Raw genomic sequence first — 18,327 nt, 5'->3', positions numbered from 1 at the left:
AAAGCCTCAGACATAAGTCCAAGGCTTGAAATATTATCTCTTTGAGAATTGTGGGCTCTTACGAGCTTTCTTTTGACCGTATTTTTTACGTTCAACTTTTCTTGGGTCTCTTGTTAAGAATCCAGCCCTCTTTAAAGTTGGTCTCAATTCTTCATCAACCTTAAGAAGTGCTCTTGAAACTCCATGACGAATTGCTCCTGCTTGACCAGTGTATCCGCCACCCTTAACATTTACATAAACATCATATGAGTCTAAGTTTTCAGTTAATGTTAGAGGTTCTCTTGCAATAACCCTTAATGTTTCATAATTGAAATATTCATCAATTGGTTTTTTGTTTACAATAAAATTACCATTTCCAGGAACAAGTCTTACTCTTGCAACAGAAGTCTTTCTTCTGCCTGTTCCTAAATATTGTATATCAGCCATCTATTCTCCTCCTATGCTAAATCTATAGATTCAGGTTGTTGAGCTTCATGTCCGTGATCTTCTCCGGCATAAACCCTAAGCTTTCTGTACATATCTCTACCTAATCTGTTCTTAGGTAACATACCCTTTACTGCAAGTTCAATTGCTCTTTCTGGTTTTCTTTCCAAAAGTTCTTCGAAAGTAGTAGTTCTTAAACCACCAGGGTATCCTGTATGTCTCTTATAGATTTTCTTTTTGTTCTTGTCTCCTGTTACTCTAACCTTGTCCGCATTGATAACTATTACATAGTCCCCGGTGTCAAGATTAGGAGTGAATATAGGCTTATTTTTTCCTCTTAGAATAGCTGCAACTTCACTTGCAAGTCTTCCAAGAACTTTGTCTGTAGCGTCAACAACATACCATTTTCTTTGTATGTCTTTCGCTCTTACATTATAGCTTTTCATTCTGTCTTCCTTCCTCTTTACAATATTTTGACTATTTCGACATCGCTGTCAAATAGCGATTATTTTCCCACCAAGCATTTATGAATCGCACCCTTGGCCACCTGGCGATTTTTGTATATTGTTAAAAAGGACCGGGACAGTCTTTTTTAACACCATGATATTGTACAATAAACCAATTTAAATGTCAAACTTTTCTCTATTTCAATTACATAATTATTTTCTTTATTTAATTAAGCTAAGCCTCCCAAAATAATTTTAAGGAATAATTAACTTCCACTTGAGATAATAACATTAATACAATTATATATGAAAGGAGTAAAAATGAAAAATTGGTTTTATAAGTTTATGCAGGGTCGCAATGGAGTAAATCACTTTTCGAGATTTTTATCAACTCTTGGGATGATCTTATTAATCATATCAATGTTCCTTAAACAAAATATTTTCGGGAATTTTATTCTGTTTTTTGGACTTGCCTGTGTGTTTTATTCTAATTTTATTATATTTTCAAGAAACAAAGTTCAAAGGGCTAAAGAAAACCAAGATTACCTTTTGCTTAGAAGAAAATTTTTAGGTTTTTTCAGCAAAAAGAAAAATAAAATGAAAAACTTAAAAGAATATAAATATTTAAAATGTCCAAATTGCAAAACTGAAATGAAAGTTCCAAGAGGTAAGGGAAAAATAAAAATACATTGCAAAAACTGTGGCAACGACTTTATTACAAAGAGCTAATAGCCTCCTTGTATTGTTTTTTTTTTGAATTGTGCTAAAATATAAATAAGTATCTAAAGGAGGATTTTATGAAATCTAATTTTAAGAAAAACATTTTTATTATGGCTCTGATTTTATCTTTGAGTTTATTTGTGAGCTGTAGTCAAGGCAGTTCTAACGTGGATAAGGTTGATAACTTTATAAAAAAAGCTTACATACCAGAGCCAGAAAATAGCGAAGTGTTTTCTTCTTCAAACCACCAAGCTCTTGGCGAAGGTGTAGATGAAGATGCAAATGAAAAAACTGAGTTGGATAAGTATTTAGAAGATATGTTTAAACCACTTATGACAGAAACAGGCTACCAAAACTTTGCAGGTGTGAATCCATTAATATGGTTAGGTAATGCACATAGCGAAGAAGGTTTGGAAATAACCCTCAAGGACATAAATATTAATGAATTAAAAAAAGAAAAAACTTCCGATGAATTCGAATACTATGAAGCTTCATACACAATAGAATATTCGAAAGATGATAAGACTATAGGAAGTCAAGACTTAAAATCTGAAATTCGCATGACCAAGGATGGTCTTGTGGATGACTTTAGACAAAGTAATCCTATTCAAATACCATAAAATAAAGGTTCACTTGATGTGAACCTTATTTTTTTATTAATTCTACTAAATAGTCAACTGCCATTAAATATCCTTTAAATCCAAATCCAATAATAGATTTTTTGCAGTACTGCCTTATATATGAAACCTGTCTAAAGTCCTCCCTCTTGCTCACATCTGAAATATGAACTTCAACCGTAGGTATGCCTACAGCTTTTAATGAATCAAGTATTGCTATTGAAGTGTGGGTGTAGGCAGCTGGATTAATTATTATTCCATCAAAGCTACCATAGGCATTTTGAATTATGTCTACAATTTCTCCTTCGTAGTTTGACTGAAAAAACTCCACTTCAATATTTTTTTCTCTACAATAGTTGTCCACGAGATTACAAAGGTCGATATATGTTCCGTCTCCATAAACTTCTGGTTCTCTTACACCCAGCATATTTATATTTGGTCCGTTAACAACCAGTAATTTCATTAAACTCATTTATTATATCCTCCACGCAGTCAGGGTGATAAATATTTACAACTTTAAAGTCTGCAAAGTCTTGATATTTTTTAGTTCTTTCGATTTGTAATTTTACCAAGTTCTCAAAGCCTCCCTTTGATAAAGGTCGTCCCTTAGTAGCAAGCTTATTTAATTTTCTATCAATTTGAACAATTATTCCATTTTGCTTAAGTGGATTGAAATTTTGTTTGTCTAAAACAACTCCTCCACCAGTTGAAATAATAATTCCAGTCTCTTTTCCATATTTAATACACGCAGCATTTTCAAACTCTCTAAATCCATCTTCCCCATAATTTTCAAATATTTGTTGCACGCTAATTCCATCTATCTTTTCAATCTCTCTATCTAAGTCAACAAATCCTCTATCTATTTTTTTAGCTAATGAACGACCAATAGATGTTTTTCCAGACCCAGGCATTCCTATTATTACTATGTTTGATACATCTCTGTAGATATAGCTATATATTTTTTTAGCTTCCTCTTGTTCAATTTTTCTGTCAAAGAATAGTTCGTTCGCCTTTATTCCTTGATACACCAACATTTTAAGTCCTGTTGAAGTTCTAATTCCAAGTCTTTTGGCATCTAAAATTAGTTTTGTTCGAAGGGGATTATATACAACATCTGCAACTGCTTTTAATTTTGGAAAGTCTTTTAAATTTAAAAGTGACTCCAAATTGTTAGGATACATTCCCACCGGGGTAGCATTTACTATAACTTCCACATGGTTGTACTTTTCCATGTCATCAAATTTAATTTCTCCTCTTCTTGAGATATTTAAAATCTCCTTTGCTCCCAAGTCCTCAAGGGCAACTCTTACAGTTTTTGATGTTGAACCATCACCTAATATGGCAACAATGCTTCCCTCTATCTCTAAGTCAATCTCCTTGAGCATCTCCATGCAGCCATAGTAGTCGGTGTTATATCCTACAATATCTTCTCCATCCCAAATAGCTGTGTTGATACAGCCCATCCTCAAAGCTTCTTGCGAAAACTTGTTACAGTATTTCATGGCTTCTTCTTTATATGGCATGGTTATATTAATCGCCTTTAAATCTTGCCTTTTAAAAAAACTTTCAAGTTCATCGGGCTTTAGTTCAAATAATTCGTAGCTATAGTCTCCAAGGTACTTATGAAGTTTCGGTGAGAAACTATGTTTCAAAGTCTTTCCTATAAGTCCAAATCTATTTCTTGCCATAGTCCTTCCTCCATTATCATATCTATTAATACAAGGCTTGTTGCAGCTTCCATTACAGAAACTGCCCTAACTCCAATGCAAGGATCATGTCGTCCTTCAATCAAAAGTCTTTCTTCTTTCATAGTTTGAAGATTGACTGAGTTTTGAATCTTTCCAATTGATGGCGTAGGTTTAAAAGCACATCTATAAACAATTGGCATTCCATTGGTAATCCCCGAAACTATTCCAGAGTTATTATTTGTTTCTGTTTTTATCTTTCCATCTTTAATTATATAGTTATCATTATGTTCTGAACCCTTTAGCTTTGCACAGTCAAAGCCCATACCAAACTCAACACCTTTTACACCTGGGATTGAAAATGCCATTTGTGAAAGTCTTCCTTCAACTGTATTAAAAATTGGTTTACCCACTGCCTTTGGCATACCAATTACTCCAACTTCGATAATGGAACCAATTGAATCTTTTTCTTCTTTAACTCTTTCAATAAGTTCTTTCATTTTTTCACTTTTGTCTTTATCTATTGCAGGAAAATTTTTATTGTCAGTTTTCTTTAAAGTCTCTATGTCCAAGTTTACAAAATCATACTGTGTATCTTTAACATCTCCAACTTTATATAGATGTGCTCCGACAAATATTTTCCTCTTTTCAAGCATCTGCTTTGCAATTCCTCCAGCAATGCAAATTGGTAGAGTAAGTCTTCCAGACATATGTCCCGATCCATTTAAATCTGCAAATCCAACATACTTTAATAGAGCTGTGTAGTCACAGTGTGATGGTCTTGGAATTTCTTTTAAGTTGTCGTAGTCGGAAGTTTTTTTATCTTCATTTTCCACGATTACACAAAGGGGAAATCCCGTAGATACATTACCTTTTAAACCAGACATAAAAATCGGCTTGTCCTTTTCACTTCTTGGTGTTGCAAATTTTGATAGACCAGGTCGCCTTCTGTCTAAAAAACTTTTTAATTTATACATGTCTATTTCAAATCCCGGTGGCATTCCATCGATTACAACGCCAACACATTTTCCATGGGACTCTCCAAATAAAGATATTTTAAAATTATTTCCAATTATTGAACTCAACTACATCACCTCCAAGGCACTTAAAGTCTTCAAAAAATCGTGGATAGGATTTATTTATTGCAGTAAAGCCATCTATCTGAATGTCATTTTTCGAAATTAAAGATGCTATTGTCCCTGCCATAGCCATTCTATGGTCACCAAAACTTTTTACTTTTCCACCTAAAAGGTATCCACTTCCATTAACAATCAAACTTTCATCTTTTATAAAAGCTTCTCCACCTAAAAGGTTTATTAATTCCATGGAGTTTTTAAGTCTATCTGACTCCTTTAATTTAAGTCTGTGACAACCTGTAAATACTGACTGTCCAACTGCTCCACATGCAAGTATTGAAAGCAACGGTAAGAGGTCTGGACATTCGTTCACATCTATTTTTATAGGATGTTTTTCTTTTGATTTAACTTTAATTGTGTCAGAAATAAAAATATCTACTCCAAATGATTTTAAAATATCTAATATAACTCTGTCTCCCTGATTTGAATCACTATTTAATCCAGTAATTTCGACTTCGCCATTAAGTGCTCCTGCTACGAGAAATGGGGCGGCATTTGACCAGTCCCCTTCAACTATAACTTCCTCCTGTGGCTTTAAACTCTGTCCACCTTTTACAAAAAATCCATTGCTGTTTTTTTCCACATCTATTCCATAGCTTTTAAGTACATCAATGGTTACATCCACATATGCCTTTGACTCTAAGTTACTTGTCAAAATTATTTTGGTATCTTTATGTGTAATTGAAGCCGCTAAGAGTATTCCCGAAATAAATTGTGATGACACATGACCTGGAAGTTCTATTTCTCCACCAGTAAATTTCCCAAAGGTCTCTATGGGAAGAGTTGTGTCTGAAAATTTTACCCCGGCACTTGTTAGTCCATCAAGTAATGGCTTTATAGGTCTACTTTTTAAACTACCTTCCGCATCTATAATTGTATTTTCAAATAGAGCTGTTGCTACTGGAATTATAAATCTAAGTGTAGATCCAGATTCTCCCGCGTTTAAAAATGGTTTTGAATTTGCTTTTTTTATTGGAGTTATTTCTAAAACTTCTCCATCTATACTGTAGTCTGCACCAAGTTCTCTTATGCAGTTAAGAGTTGCCAATAGGTCATCATTATACTCATCTACAATAATCCTTGAAGGTATTTTGGAAAGGGCCGAAAGAATTATCATTCTATGACCATAGGTCTTTGATGGTATGGCTTTTATCTTTCCACTTAAGCTGTTCGGTCTAACTATTATTCGTTCCAAGGTAGTAAAGCTCCTTTAATTTATCAAGTTCAACCTCTATTATTTCACATTCGCCAATGGATTTGGGAATAATCATGTTAATAACTCCACCATAAATTTTTTTATCTACAAGTGCATATGAAAGAATGTCCTGTGGAGAAATAGTAGGAAGTTTTATATTTCTGTACTTTTTCATCACAGATAATATTTCGTCAAGTTCTTCTTTTGAAATTCCATTCAAAGAGTAACTTATTTTAGATACAATTTCCATTCCAAGTCCCACTGCAAAACCATGTTTTATTTTATAAGCTGAAGCCTGTTCAATACCATGGCCAAATGTGTGCCCAAGGTTTAAAAGCCTTCTCTTTCCAAAGTCAAACTCATCTTCTATTACAACCTTAGACTTAAAGGTTATAGCACTTTCTACAACTTCCATAAGTCTATTTGAATTTACATCAAAGTCCTCTTGTAAAAAAATATCGAAATAGTCTCTGTCAAATATAATTCCATATTTAATACACTCATAAACTCCATTATTAAACTCCTCTTTGCTTAGGGTTTTAAATGTATCTAAATTACAAATCACTGAAAGAGGTTGCTTAAATGAACCAACTAAGTTCTTTCCACTTTCTAAATTGACTGCTGTTTTGCCACCAACTGAAGAGTCAACCGCCGCAAGAAGTGTTGTTGGAATCTGTATATACTCTATTCCCCTTTGGTATATGGATGCACAAAAGCCTGCAATATCTCCTACAACACCTCCACCAAAGGCGATGACTATGTCGGAACGACTCATCTTCTGCTCTGCCATGGAATTCATTATTCTTTCAACACTTTTTAAACTCTTAGAATCCTCTCCTGGTTTTAAAATAAAGTTGGAATAGTTAATTCTTTCATCATCCAAAATTTTTGTAAATTCTTTTAGATGAAGTTTTTTTAAGTTTTCATCTGTAATGATAAAAATTTTTTTCTTATCATCAATATAATTTAGTATCTCTTTATAATTCTCATATCCAAGATAAACCTTGTAGCTTTCTGATACATTTATTTCTATAATCTTATTCATTTAATTCTTCTATCTCTTTTAATGCGTTTTTCATAATTGAAATTTTCTTCATCATATTGTCAAATTTCTTTGGCTTTAAGGACTGTGATCCATCGCATAGAGCCTTCTCAGGATTGTTGTGAACTTCTACAATGAGTCCGTCACTTCCAACTGCTATTGCTGCCATGGAAAGTGGTTCTACAAGCTCCCACGCACCACTGGAATGTGATGGGTCTATGATAATTGGGAGCTGTGTCCTCTGTCTCAAGTAAGGTACAGAAGTTATATCCAAAGTGTTTCTAACTCCAGTTTCAAAAGTTCTTATTCCCCTTTCGCAAAGAATAATATTTTCATTGCCCCAAGCCATTAAATACTCGGCAGACATCAACCACTCTTCATAGGTTGCAGAAAGTCCCCTCTTTAAAAGTATAGGCTTATCTACACCACCAAGTTTTTTTAATAGAGAAAAGTTTTGCATATTCCTTGCACCAACTTGAAGAACATCTACCTCTTCAAAGTATGGAAGATCATCTATATCCATAATTTCAGAAACTATTGGTAGTCCAGTAACTTCCTTTGCCTCTAACAAATACTCTATTCCCTTTTCTCCCATGCCTTGGAATGAATAAGGTGAAGTTCTTGGTTTAAAGGCGCCACCTCTTAAAATATTTGCTCCAGATTCTTTGACTTTTTTTGCAACTTCTAAAACCTGTTCCCTTGATTCAACGGAGCAAGGTCCCGCCATCACAACAAAGTCTCCTCCTCCGATTTTTATATCTTTTACTTTTACAACTGCCTTGTCCTTGTGGTACTTGATGTTTGCCTCTTTGTATGGTTCCTGTATTCTATATACAGAGTCAACACAGTCAAAGGCTTTGACAGAAGTTTCATTTATCATCTTGGTATCGCCGATAATGGATAAAACTATGGAGTTTTCTCCTTTAGTTTCTACAACTTTTAAATCTTTTTTCTCAAACCAAGATATTAAATTTTTAACATTTTTTTTATCAAATTCTTGTTTTAATTTTACTATCATATCTAATCCCTTTTTCTCTGATTATACTAATATCTATTTTATCATCTAATGAGATTTTTCAAAAATAAAAGCTGAAAACGAATAATATTTTACTTATTTATGTTAGAATAAAATTATAGAAAATTTTAAGGAGGCAATATGAATTACGATTTTGAATCAAAAATATCAAGAAAAAATACTGGTTCATCTAAGTGGGAATTGATGTATAAATGCTACGACAAAGTTTGCGATGATATAGTCCCTCTTTCTGTTGCAGACATGGAATTTCACACACCACCATGCATAGTGGAAGGGCTTAAAAACTTTTTAGATGAAGGTATTTTAGGTTATACAATGCCCTATGACTCTTACTTAGAAATTGTTAAAGATTGGTTTGATAAGAAACATAATTACAAAATTGAAAAAGAATGGATTGTACAAAGTCCAGGGGTTGTTGATGGATTTATTGCAGGACTAAAATCAATTTGTAACGAAGGTGATGGCGTTATAATATTTAAACCGATTTACCCTCCAATGATTGCAGCAATTGAGAATAATAATTTAAAAGAAGTTAATGTTCCCCTTTTAAATCATGATGAGAGATATGAAATCGACTTTGAAGCTTTTGAAAAAGCTGCTAAGGATTTAAACAACAAAGTTTTACTTTTCTGCTCTCCTCATAATCCTGTGGGAAGGGTTTGGAGTAAAGAAGAGCTTGAAAAAATAGGAAAAATCTGTCTTGAAAATGATTTGAAAATTATTTGCGACGAAATTTGGATGGACTTAGTAAGACCAGGAAATGAACATCATATCTTTGCAAGCCTTTCAAAGGAATTAGAAAATATAATTATTACCTGTACAGCTCCATCAAAGACCTTTAATATTGCAGGACTAAAGAATTCAAACATTATAGTTCCTAACGAAGAACTTAGAGAAGGTTTAAAAAATCAACTTGCACAAATGCATCTAAATTCTATAAATGTAATTGGATACAAAGCCTGTGAATACGCTTATACAGAAGGACTTCCTTGGTTAAAGGAACTACTTCAAGTTCTTGATGAAAACTTTAAATTATGTGAAGAAGTCTTTTCTAAATTAAATCTCCCATACTCTAAAGCTGAAGGAACTTATGTGTTCTGGGTTGACTTTAGACCACTTGGAATGGACGAAGAAGCTCTCCATAAATTCCTATATGAAAAAGCAGGAATCTTTACAAATCCTGGCAAAAACTTTGGAGAAGAAGGCGTAGGCTATGAAAGATTTAATGTAGCACTACCTACAAAAGTTTTAAAAGAACATCTTGATAGACTCGTTTCTGAAATTGAAAAACTTTAATTATTAAGATAGCTTAACTCAAGTGTGTTTCACACTTGAGTTTTTTGTTTTTTATGATATAATACCATTAAATAAATATGGACTTATAGGATTTTCAGTACCTTGACTCGTAACGGTGTTTAAGGGAATTACAACTTACTTTGTCCGAGGCACACAATAGCTTATATTGTAACGAGACTTCCAGTGAAGAAAGGTGGTACCACGGTTTAGCGTCCTTTCAATTGGAAGATTTTTTATTTTGGAGGTATAAAATGATAGATTACAAATTGGAACACGATAATGTTTTTGATGAATTGGTCGAAAGAGGTTACTTTGAACAAGCAACCTATGAAGACGAACTTAGGGAGTTACTTGGAAAAGAACATATTAAATTCTATATTGGTTTTGACGCTACTGCAGATTCGCTCACAATAGGTCACTTTATACAAATAATGGTAATGATGCGTATGCAAAGACATGGTCACATACCCGTTGCACTACTTGGTGGTGGAACAACTTTAATTGGTGACCCTTCTGGAAGATCAGATATGAGAACTATTATGACAAAAGAAACTATCAATCATAATGCAGAGTGCTTCTACAATCAATTCCAAAGATTTATAGACTTTGAAGATGGAAAAGCCATTATTGCAAACAACGCCGATTGGTTGCTTAAATTAAATTTCTTAGACTTCATGAGAGAAATCGGTGTGCATTTTAATGTAAATCAAATGCTAACATTAGACGCATATAAAAATAGAATGAAAGATGGTCTCACTTTCTTCGAATTCTCTTACATGCTTATGCAATCCTATGATTTTTTAAAATTATATAGAGACTATGGTGTTAAACTTCAAATGGGTGGATCAGATCAATGGTCAAACATACTTGGTGGCTATGACTTAGTTAGAAAACTTGAGCAGGACAAGGTATATGCAATGACCTTTAAACTACTTACCACTGCTCAAGGTGTTAAGATGGGTAAGTCACAAAAAGGTGCAGTTTGGCTTGATGAAAAGAAGACAAGTCCATATGAACTATTCCAATACATGAGAAATGTTGACGACCTTGATGTAGAAAAGTTTTTACTAATGCTTACTTTCCTTCCAACTGATGAATGTAAAAGACTTGGCTCTTTAGAAGGCTCTAAGATAAATGAAGCAAAGGAAATCCTTGCATTTGAAATCACTAAATTGGTTCATGGCGAAGAAGAGGCAAAAAAAGCTCTTGAAACTTCAAGATCACTATTCGAAGGACACGCTTCCGATGAAAATATGCCAACTACTGAAATGAAAAAATCTGATTTTAATGAAGGTGTTGGAGTATTAAATCTTCTTACAGAATTAAATTTAACAAAGTCAAATGGAGAAGCGAGAAGACTTATCCAACAAAACGGAGTTAAGTTAAATGGAGAGACTGTGAAAGATTTCAAGAAAGAAATTTCTTTAGACGACTTTAAAGATGACGAAATAATAATCCAAAAGGGAAAGAAAATTTTCCAAAAAATAAAAATAAAATAATTAAAATATGGAGCATGGTTATGACCTGAACCCCAAAATCCGGAATACGGATGGAGGGGTTTTTCTATGCCAAAATACACAAAAGAATTTAAAATAAAATTAGTATTAGAATACTTATCAGGTAAATCGGGTGGTCAAGAAAGTATTGCTAATAAATATAATATTCCATATTCTACCTTGAGAAATTGGATAAACAAATACAATTCAGGAGGCTTTGATAACTTATCTAAAAAGTCAAAAAATAACAAATTCACTATTGAATTTAAGCTATCTGTAATACAATATAGGCAAATCAATAATATTTCGCTCAGAGAGACTGCAGAGCACTTCAATCTTGTTAATGGATCTATGGTATACAGATGGGAGAAGGCGTATCTTGAACGTGGTCTATCTGGGTTAGAAGATAACAGAGGAAGGCCTAAAAAAGACATGACCAAATCAAATAAAAAGTCTAAACTTAATACTCCAATTAATGAATCTGAAAGAGAAGAGTTAATAAGAATTAGAGAAGAAAATAGACTCCTTAAAATGAAAATAGTATACGAAAAAAAGTTAAAAGCCTTGCTACTGGAAGAGGAAGCAGAAGCAAGGAAAAAACAAAGATAATCCTCAAGTTAATAAAAGAATATCCAAAAAACAAGATAAGCGAATGGTTATCAATATCGAAACTACCAAAATAGACATAATATGAATGGAATATAAAATGATCACAACCAGTAGAGAAAGATAAATAAATCAAAAAGTAAATAATAAGGATAGTAGAAGCATCAAAAGGTAGATATGGATATAGAAGAGTAACTATGGTATTAAAAAATAAAGGATTTAATGTCAACCATAAAAGAGTTTTAAGAATAATGAGAGAAGAATCATTGCTATGTACTAAATTTAAAACAAGATCAAGAAAATACTCATCATACAAAGGAGAAGTAGGAAAAGTAGCAGATAATTTTGTAAATAGAGAATTTAAAGCTGACAAACCGAACCAATTATGGTTAACAGATGTTACAGAATTTAGGGTTGAAGCTGAAAGGAGAAACTATACCTATCACCAGTATTAGATGTTTACAACAGTGAAATAATAAGCTATACCCTAAGTTATCACCCAACAATAGAATTAACAAATACAATGTTAGATAAAGCTTTAGACAAGTTAAAAAACAAGAATAACTTAACAATACACTCAGACCAAGGCTTACACTATCAACACAGTTCATGGACCAGTAAGTTAGAAAAAATGAACATTAGGCAAAGTATGTCAAGAAAAGGGAATTGTATAGACAATTCTCCAATGGAGAACTTCTTTGGGATATTAAAACAAGAAATGTTTTATGGAGAAGAGTTTAAAAGTTATGACCATTTAATAAGTGAGATTGAAAAATATATTAAATGGTACAATGAAGATAGGATTAAAACAAAATTAAACGGAATGTCCCCTGTTATGTACAGATTACATTCCGCTTAAAAGATTATTAAATTGTTCCGTGTTTACGGGTTCAGGTCATTACTTGAACCTATGCTCCATTTGTTTTTCTATTCTCTTTTTCTATATCTAAGAGGTATTACAATATATTTCATTAGAAAGTAAAGCCCAACTGGAAATACTAAAGCTTCTGAAAATGCAAGTACATACCAAATCATATAGTCGGGTAATAAGTTCCTTGTTAAATACATGCTAAGGCTAATTGCAACAGGTGTACGTAAGATAGATAGCACTGTTGCCATTCTCCCCTTGCCTAAGCTTGCAAAAAATGTAACCAACAAACCATTGAGTCCTACAAAGGGATATGCCCAGGAATATTTTCTCAAAGCATCTTTGGTTTTTCCCATTATCATTGAACCTTCATCCAAAAATAAATTTACAATCGGCTCTGAATAGAATGTTAAAATTATTATAAAGAATGCAGAGATTGATAATATACTTATTACGCCTTTGCGTATATAATACTTTATCTTTTTATAATCTCTGTGACCATAATCATAGGAAAAAAGTGGTGCAAGTCCCTGTGCCACACCTGTCATAGTTGCAGATATAAATACAGATATATATGAAATAACCGTATAAGCTATAAGAGCATCCTGTCCATAGACCTTCAAAAGGTTCGTATTAAATAAAAACACTGTAAAGCCTAATGCAATTTCTGAAATAGCATCCCCTATACCAAGGGGAATAGTTGATTTTAAAACTGTAAAATCCAATTTTTTTGTAAATTTAAGTCTGCCACCTTTTTTTAAAAAATGAATTAAAAAAGCTAAGGTACTAACTACTTGTGCAATTCCTGTTGCAAGGGCTGCTCCAAATATTCCCATATGAAATACCACTATAAAAAGATAGTCCAAACCAATATTGGAAATTGCAGCAAGTGCCACAGAAAATGCAGCAATATGTGGTGCTCCATCTATTTTTACCATAACTTCCAGTTGATAACTCAACATAAAAAACATAGCGAATGGAATTATTGTGCTTAAGTACTCTTTTACAAATAAGATGGTTTTGTCAGTAACTCCAAGTAACATGACAACTTTATTTAGTGTAAAAAACAAAAATATTGATATGATGATTCCTGTCATTAGTAAACTTAAAAAGGATGACGTAAAAATAGTATTTGCTTTTTGCCTATCTCCTCGCCCAAGACTCATGCCAACCCTGGCTTGTGTTCCAATACTAAAGAGTATCCCAATAGAAAAAAATAAAGTTATAATAGGCATGGATATGTTAACCGCAGAAAATTCTATTTCTCCTACATAATTGGATACAAAATAACCATCAACCATAGTATAGAGTGCAAACACCCACATAGATACTATGGAAGGTATAATAAATTTAAAAAATCTTTTCATTTTAACTCCTCTAAACTATTTTACCATATCATTATCCCTAAACGACAAAAAAGTCAGGAACCCCTGACTTTGCTGTCTCTTATTCAAAGAGAAATATGAATAGAAGAAATCTTAAGATGATGTTCTTATTATACTTCATTATGTTGTAGTTGTAAAGTATTTTTTAAACTTTTTTCACTTTTTTATTTTTTGATTTAAATCATCAAACTATTACTATCTATTTAAAGGGTTTTTCAAGATATTTTTTTCTTATTTCCATAGGTACAAGTGATCCTCCCGTTGACCACAGAATATGATTAATATTTTTCTGTTCAGTTTTAATATTTTTTTTGATGTAGTTTTGAAAATCTATGTCATCATATAATCTTGCAACACCTTGAAAGCAGGATGCGGCAGATGGTTCTATAAAAATATTTTCGCTTGAGTATAAATCTTTCATGTAATCAAAAAGATATTTATCTTCTATTGTAAATATTCCAGAGAGTATACTATCCATAACCCTGCCTACAAAGCCTGATGGTCTTCCAACTGCAAGTCCATCTGCAAGGGTAAGTCCCGTTAACCCTATATCAAAGACTGAAATGTCTCTATGTTTACCACTTGCCATTCCTAAGAGCATACATGGTGAGTTGGTTGGCTCAACGAAAAATATATGAACATCTTCTCCAAATATTTCCTTTAGACCATAGGCAATTCCACCAGGTGCTCCTCCAACTCCGCAGGGTATATATACAAATAGAGGATTTTTTTCATCAACTATTATATTTAATTCATCCAATTGTTTTTTTAGTCTAATGGCAGCCACCGCATATCCGTAAAATAAATTTTTAGAATTTTCATCATCCACAAAATAAGAATATGTATTTTCTTCTGAAAGCTTTCTTCCTCTTTCAACAGCCTTTCCATAGTCACCCTCATACTCTATAACTTCTGCCCCATAGCTTCTAAGCAAATCTTTTTTCCACTGTGCAGCGTCTCTTGACATATGAACCACAACTTTAAAGCCCAATGTCCTTGATATAATACCAATGCTAAGTCCAAGATTTCCTGTTGATCCAACTTGGATTGTATACTTTGATAAAAATTCATTTACTTCTCGTGACGCTATTAAAGAGTAATCATCATTTTCTTCTAATAATTTATTTTCAACTAAAATCTCCTTGGTATATTTTAAAATTTCATATATTCCACCTCTTGCTTTAACAGATCCTGCAACTGCAAGTTCATTATCTTGTTTTAAAAAAACTTTTCCAGATACATTGCTTTGATATTTTTCATTTAAAATTTTTTTCATATTTGGTATTTCAGAAATTTTCGATTCAATTATTCCATCTCTTTTTATCGTCTCTGGAAATTTTTTCATAATAAATGGTGCAAATTTTTTTAAAATCTCTTCTGCTTCATAAACTCCTTCAAAGTTTAAACCAAAATCTTCTTCACTTTTATTTCCAAGTTTTAGATTCTCCCAAAAAAATTCTTCTTTATTTTTCAATTTATTTAAGTATTCCATGTTTCCTCCATAATTTTCTTTTCTTTTTATCTTTTACCCATTATTGCACTAATACTTAAATGTTAAAAAAATATGGTAAAATTATATTAGGTGATTATATGAAGAAAAAAGCATTAGTAACCGGATTTTATGGTCTTGTTATAGGACTAATGGCCGGACTTATCTGTTCAGCTTACAGATACTCTTTAACTCTCCTTGGAAAACTCAGAGTGAATCTGTTTGCTGGAAAAGATTTTAAATTTTATTTTATTTTTTTAATTGTTTCCCTGATCCTTGGATACATAGTTGGACTTCTGTTAGAATACGAACCTCTTTCCTCTGGTTCAGGTATTCCTCAAATCCAGTTAGAAATTGAATCTAAGGTGAGTATGAATCCACTTAAAGTAATTTTTGCAAAGTTTATCGGTGGTTCTCTTGGATCTTTTATAGGATACTCTCTTGGAATGGAAGGACCTTGTATACAATTGGGAGGTTCATGCGGAAAACTCGTCTCCGATAAAACAAAAAGGGATACAGAGACAAAAATATTTGTTGCTGCAGGCGCTGGAGCTGGTATAGCCGCTGCATTTAATGCACCTCTATCTGGAGCTTTATTTGCTATTGAAGAGATGTATAAGAGAATAACTCAAAGACTCTTGGTAATTATGTTAATAGCCTGTGTAGTGGCAGACTTTGTAAGTAAGCAGGTATTTGGATACAACAACTCATTTTCACAAATTTCAGACATAAAGTTTGATGGAAAGTCTCTAATCCTGTTTATAATTTTAGGCATTTTAACAGGCATTATAGGAGTCCTATTCAATTCTAATTTAATGTTTAATTTAAAAATGTTTAGCAAAATTAAGCTTAAAAAGAGATTTAAGCCAATGTTTGCAAGCGTATTTGCATTTATTTTATTTGTGTTTATGCCAAATTTATTAGGCGGCGGTCACAATGTAATAGAAGGTTTAATGGACTCAGACTATTCCTTGGGAATTTTACTCACAATGCTTATATTAAAACTAATCTTCACTTGCTTTTGCTACGGTACAGGTGCACAAGGCGGAATATTTCTACCAATACTTGTGCTTGGTGCACTAACTGGAAGTATATTTTCTAAAATATTGGGTCCATACTTTCCAAATCTTACTTCAGCATTTATCGTCTTGGGTATGACTGGAATTCTTGCTTCTGTTGTAAGGGCTCCAATCCTTGCAGTGATTTTAGTTTTTGAAATGACTGGAGGGGCAATGTCGCTACTTCCCCTTGTAATAGTTTCATCAATTTCACTTATCGTTGCAGAGTTTTTGGAATCTGATCCGGTATATCATAGTTTAAAAAATTGGACATCTAAATCTTTAAATCTATAAAATAAAGGAACAAAATAAAACTGTTGGAAGGCTTTGATATGTACCCTCTTTACTGGACAAACCAGTAAGGAGGGTATTTTTATGAAATATAGTTATGAATTCAAAAAAGAATGCGTACAATTGTATAGAGAAGGTAAATGGCCTGATACACCTGAAGGAGTTGAAGAAAAAAACTTTCATGATTCAATTAGAAAGTGGTTTAGGTTAGAAGAACTTCATGGACCAGAAATTTTAAAACATGGAAGTAATATTAATTGGACACCTGATGAGAAATTAGAAATTGTATCTAAAGTGATAGCTGGAAAATCAATAAAGTCTACTGCAATAGAAAAAGGAATTAATGAGGGACAACTTTATTCATGGGTTAACAATTACAAAATTTATGGATATAATGGTCTTGTAAATAAGAAGAAAGGTCGTAAATCTAAAAATACAACCATGAAAAAGACAAATATCCATACACCAAAAAAAGAAAGTGAAAGAGAAGAATTAAAAAGAATAAGAGAAGAAAATGAATATATAAAGGCTGAAAACGAAATAATAAAAAAAGAGATCGCCTTGAGAGAAAAACGTTACGCTGCGCAACTCAAGGCGAAAAAGCAGCGATTGTCAAACAACTCAAAGACAAAGGATACAAACTAAAATATCTTTTAATAGCTATTGATTTGCCAAGGTCAACATACTATTTTGAAATGAAAAAAGTTGATGTTGTTAGTATTAGGAATAAGCATATAGAAAATAAGATATCTGAGATATTCACCTATCAAAAGGTAGATATGGATGTAAGAAGAGTAACTATGGTATTAAAAAATAAAGGATTTAATGTCAACCATAAAAGAGTTTTAAGAATAATGCATGTACTAAAAATATTTAGAAAAAGATCAAGAAAAATATCATCATACAAAGGAGAAGTAGGAAAAGTAGCAGATAATTTTGTAAATAGAGAATTTAAAGCTGACAAACCTAACCAAATATGGTTAACAGATGTTACAGAATTTAACTTCTCATGGGGTAAATGCTACATTTCTCCAATACTTGATATGTATACCAACGAGATTATCTCTTACGATTTATCCTTAAGTCCTAATTTAAAACAAATATCTAATATGTTAACAAAAGCATTTAGCAAATTTCCAAAACTAAATGACTTGATACTTCATTCAGATCAAGGTTGGCAATACCAACATAATTATTACGTAAATGAACTAAAAAAACATGGCATAAAACAATCAATGTCAAGAAAAGGGAAGTGTTATGATAACTCTATCATGGAAACATTTTTTGGCAGGTTAAAAAATGAAGTTTTTTATGGTTATGAAAAGAGCTATAGTTCTTTTGAAGAATTTTCAAGAACAATTGAGGAATATATATATTATTACAATAACGAAAGAATTCAATCAAAAACAAAATGGATGCCACCTATAAAATATAGGATAGCATCCTCTTGCAAATAATTAATTTAATAATGTGTCCAGTTTTATGGGTACACATCACTTGTTAAAACTCCTCCAACAGTTTTTTGTTCCATCAAAATA

General features: G+C 32.4%; 20 protein-coding genes. 10 read left to right on the top strand and 10 right to left on the bottom strand.

Annotated features, from left to right (window positions below):
• Window positions 1–33: 33 nt before the first annotated feature.
• Both rpsI and rplM read right to left on the bottom strand, forming a co-directional pair.
• Window positions 34–426: a 30S ribosomal protein S9 gene (rpsI, locus tag BN2746_RS06335; RefSeq protein ID WP_055078941.1), complete on the bottom strand. Its 393-nt coding sequence runs from the start codon at window positions 424–426 to the stop codon at window positions 34–36.
• 11 nt (window positions 427–437) lie between these two features.
• Complete coding sequence (rplM, locus tag BN2746_RS06330) at window positions 438–869, bottom strand: 50S ribosomal protein L13 (RefSeq protein WP_055078940.1); 432 nt, start codon at window positions 867–869, stop codon at window positions 438–440.
• 321 nt (window positions 870–1,190) lie between these two features.
• Between rplM and BN2746_RS06325 the strand changes: the two genes are divergently transcribed.
• Window positions 1,191–1,598: an FYVE zinc finger domain-containing protein gene (locus BN2746_RS06325; protein WP_055078939.1), complete on the top strand. Its 408-nt coding sequence runs from the start codon at window positions 1,191–1,193 to the stop codon at window positions 1,596–1,598.
• Between the two features lie 68 nt (window positions 1,599–1,666).
• Entirely contained in the window at window positions 1,667–2,209 is a 543-nt protein-coding gene (locus tag BN2746_RS06320; protein ID WP_055078938.1) for a hypothetical protein, read from the top strand.
• A 25-nt stretch (window positions 2,210–2,234) separates the two neighbouring features.
• Here the strand turns inward: BN2746_RS06320 and aroQ are convergent, their stop codons facing one another.
• From aroQ to aroF, 6 genes are read right to left on the bottom strand one after another with little or no spacing between them, the layout of a single operon-like run.
• Complete coding sequence (gene aroQ / locus BN2746_RS06315) at window positions 2,235–2,669, bottom strand: type II 3-dehydroquinate dehydratase (RefSeq protein WP_055079425.1); 435 nt, start codon at window positions 2,667–2,669, stop codon at window positions 2,235–2,237.
• Window positions 2,650–3,894, bottom strand: a complete 1,245-nt coding sequence (locus tag BN2746_RS06310; RefSeq protein WP_055078937.1) for a shikimate kinase — start codon at window positions 3,892–3,894, stop codon at window positions 2,650–2,652. The genes aroQ and BN2746_RS06310 overlap by 20 nt, the downstream gene beginning before the upstream one ends.
• Window positions 3,867–4,976 carry a chorismate synthase gene (gene aroC / locus BN2746_RS06305; protein ID WP_055078936.1) on the bottom strand — a complete coding sequence of 370 codons (1,110 nt, stop codon included), beginning with the start codon at window positions 4,974–4,976 and terminating at the stop codon, window positions 3,867–3,869. Before aroC ends, BN2746_RS06310 begins: the two co-directional genes overlap by 28 nt.
• Complete coding sequence (gene aroA / locus BN2746_RS06300) at window positions 4,954–6,222, bottom strand: 3-phosphoshikimate 1-carboxyvinyltransferase (protein ID WP_055078935.1); 1,269 nt, start codon at window positions 6,220–6,222, stop codon at window positions 4,954–4,956. The genes aroC and aroA overlap by 23 nt, the downstream gene beginning before the upstream one ends.
• Complete coding sequence (gene aroB, locus BN2746_RS06295) at window positions 6,203–7,267, bottom strand: 3-dehydroquinate synthase (protein ID WP_055078934.1); 1,065 nt, start codon at window positions 7,265–7,267, stop codon at window positions 6,203–6,205. Before aroB ends, aroA begins: the two co-directional genes overlap by 20 nt.
• Window positions 7,260–8,282, bottom strand: a complete 1,023-nt coding sequence (gene aroF, locus BN2746_RS06290; protein WP_055078933.1) for a 3-deoxy-7-phosphoheptulonate synthase — start codon at window positions 8,280–8,282, stop codon at window positions 7,260–7,262. Before aroF ends, aroB begins: the two co-directional genes overlap by 8 nt.
• 138 nt (window positions 8,283–8,420) lie before the next feature.
• Here aroF and BN2746_RS06285 point away from each other — a divergent pair, with 138 nt between their 5' ends.
• The 5 genes from BN2746_RS06285 (at window position 8,421) to BN2746_RS08945 (ending at window position 12,557) form a co-directional block, all read left to right on the top strand.
• Window positions 8,421–9,596: a MalY/PatB family protein gene (locus BN2746_RS06285; protein WP_055078932.1), complete on the top strand. Its 1,176-nt coding sequence runs from the start codon at window positions 8,421–8,423 to the stop codon at window positions 9,594–9,596.
• Between the two features lie 251 nt (window positions 9,597–9,847).
• On the top strand, window positions 9,848–11,095 hold the full coding sequence (gene tyrS / locus BN2746_RS06280) for a tyrosine--tRNA ligase (RefSeq protein WP_055078931.1): 1,248 nt from the start codon (window positions 9,848–9,850) through the stop codon (window positions 11,093–11,095).
• Window positions 11,096–11,161: 66 nt separating this feature from the next.
• Window positions 11,162–11,701 (top strand): helix-turn-helix domain containing protein, encoded by a 540-nt coding sequence (locus BN2746_RS06275; RefSeq protein WP_055078930.1) that lies wholly within the window; start codon window positions 11,162–11,164, stop codon window positions 11,699–11,701.
• A 140-nt stretch (window positions 11,702–11,841) separates the two neighbouring features.
• On the top strand, window positions 11,842–12,153 hold the full coding sequence (locus tag BN2746_RS08950; RefSeq protein ID WP_082420223.1) for an IS3 family transposase: 312 nt from the start codon (window positions 11,842–11,844) through the stop codon (window positions 12,151–12,153).
• A 17-nt stretch (window positions 12,154–12,170) separates the two neighbouring features.
• Window positions 12,171–12,557 (top strand): IS3 family transposase, encoded by a 387-nt coding sequence (locus BN2746_RS08945; protein ID WP_082420222.1) that lies wholly within the window; start codon window positions 12,171–12,173, stop codon window positions 12,555–12,557.
• 68 nt (window positions 12,558–12,625) lie between these two features.
• On the opposite strand, the gene BN2746_RS06260 is transcribed toward BN2746_RS08945, so the two are convergent.
• Both BN2746_RS06260 and BN2746_RS06255 read right to left on the bottom strand, forming a co-directional pair.
• Complete coding sequence (locus BN2746_RS06260) at window positions 12,626–13,933, bottom strand: MATE family efflux transporter (protein WP_055078929.1); 1,308 nt, start codon at window positions 13,931–13,933, stop codon at window positions 12,626–12,628.
• A 217-nt stretch (window positions 13,934–14,150) separates the two neighbouring features.
• Window positions 14,151–15,443: a D-serine ammonia-lyase gene (locus BN2746_RS06255; protein WP_055078928.1), complete on the bottom strand. Its 1,293-nt coding sequence runs from the start codon at window positions 15,441–15,443 to the stop codon at window positions 14,151–14,153.
• 98 nt (window positions 15,444–15,541) lie between these two features.
• Between BN2746_RS06255 and BN2746_RS06250 the strand changes: the two genes are divergently transcribed.
• The 3 genes from BN2746_RS06250 (at window position 15,542) to BN2746_RS06240 (ending at window position 18,246) form a co-directional block, all read left to right on the top strand.
• A complete protein-coding gene (locus tag BN2746_RS06250) occupies window positions 15,542–16,792 on the top strand; it encodes a ClC family H(+)/Cl(-) exchange transporter (protein WP_055078927.1) in 1,251 nt (416 codons plus the stop codon).
• An 81-nt stretch (window positions 16,793–16,873) separates the two neighbouring features.
• The gene (locus BN2746_RS06245; protein WP_055078926.1) at window positions 16,874–17,434 is read left to right on the top strand and encodes a helix-turn-helix domain-containing protein; all 561 of its coding nucleotides are present in this window, start codon (window positions 16,874–16,876) and stop codon (window positions 17,432–17,434) included.
• Window positions 17,398–18,246 (top strand): IS3 family transposase, encoded by an 849-nt coding sequence (locus BN2746_RS06240; protein WP_077064937.1) that lies wholly within the window; start codon window positions 17,398–17,400, stop codon window positions 18,244–18,246. The genes BN2746_RS06245 and BN2746_RS06240 overlap by 37 nt, the downstream gene beginning before the upstream one ends.
• Window positions 18,247–18,327: the final 81 nt, after the last annotated feature.

The organism is Lagierella massiliensis (assembly GCF_001407835.1).
Lineage (GTDB): Bacteria > Bacillota > Clostridia > Tissierellales > Peptoniphilaceae > Mediannikoviicoccus > Mediannikoviicoccus massiliensis.
Note: the sequence above shows the minus strand (reverse complement) of the source record. Positions and strands in the feature narration are given on the sequence as shown.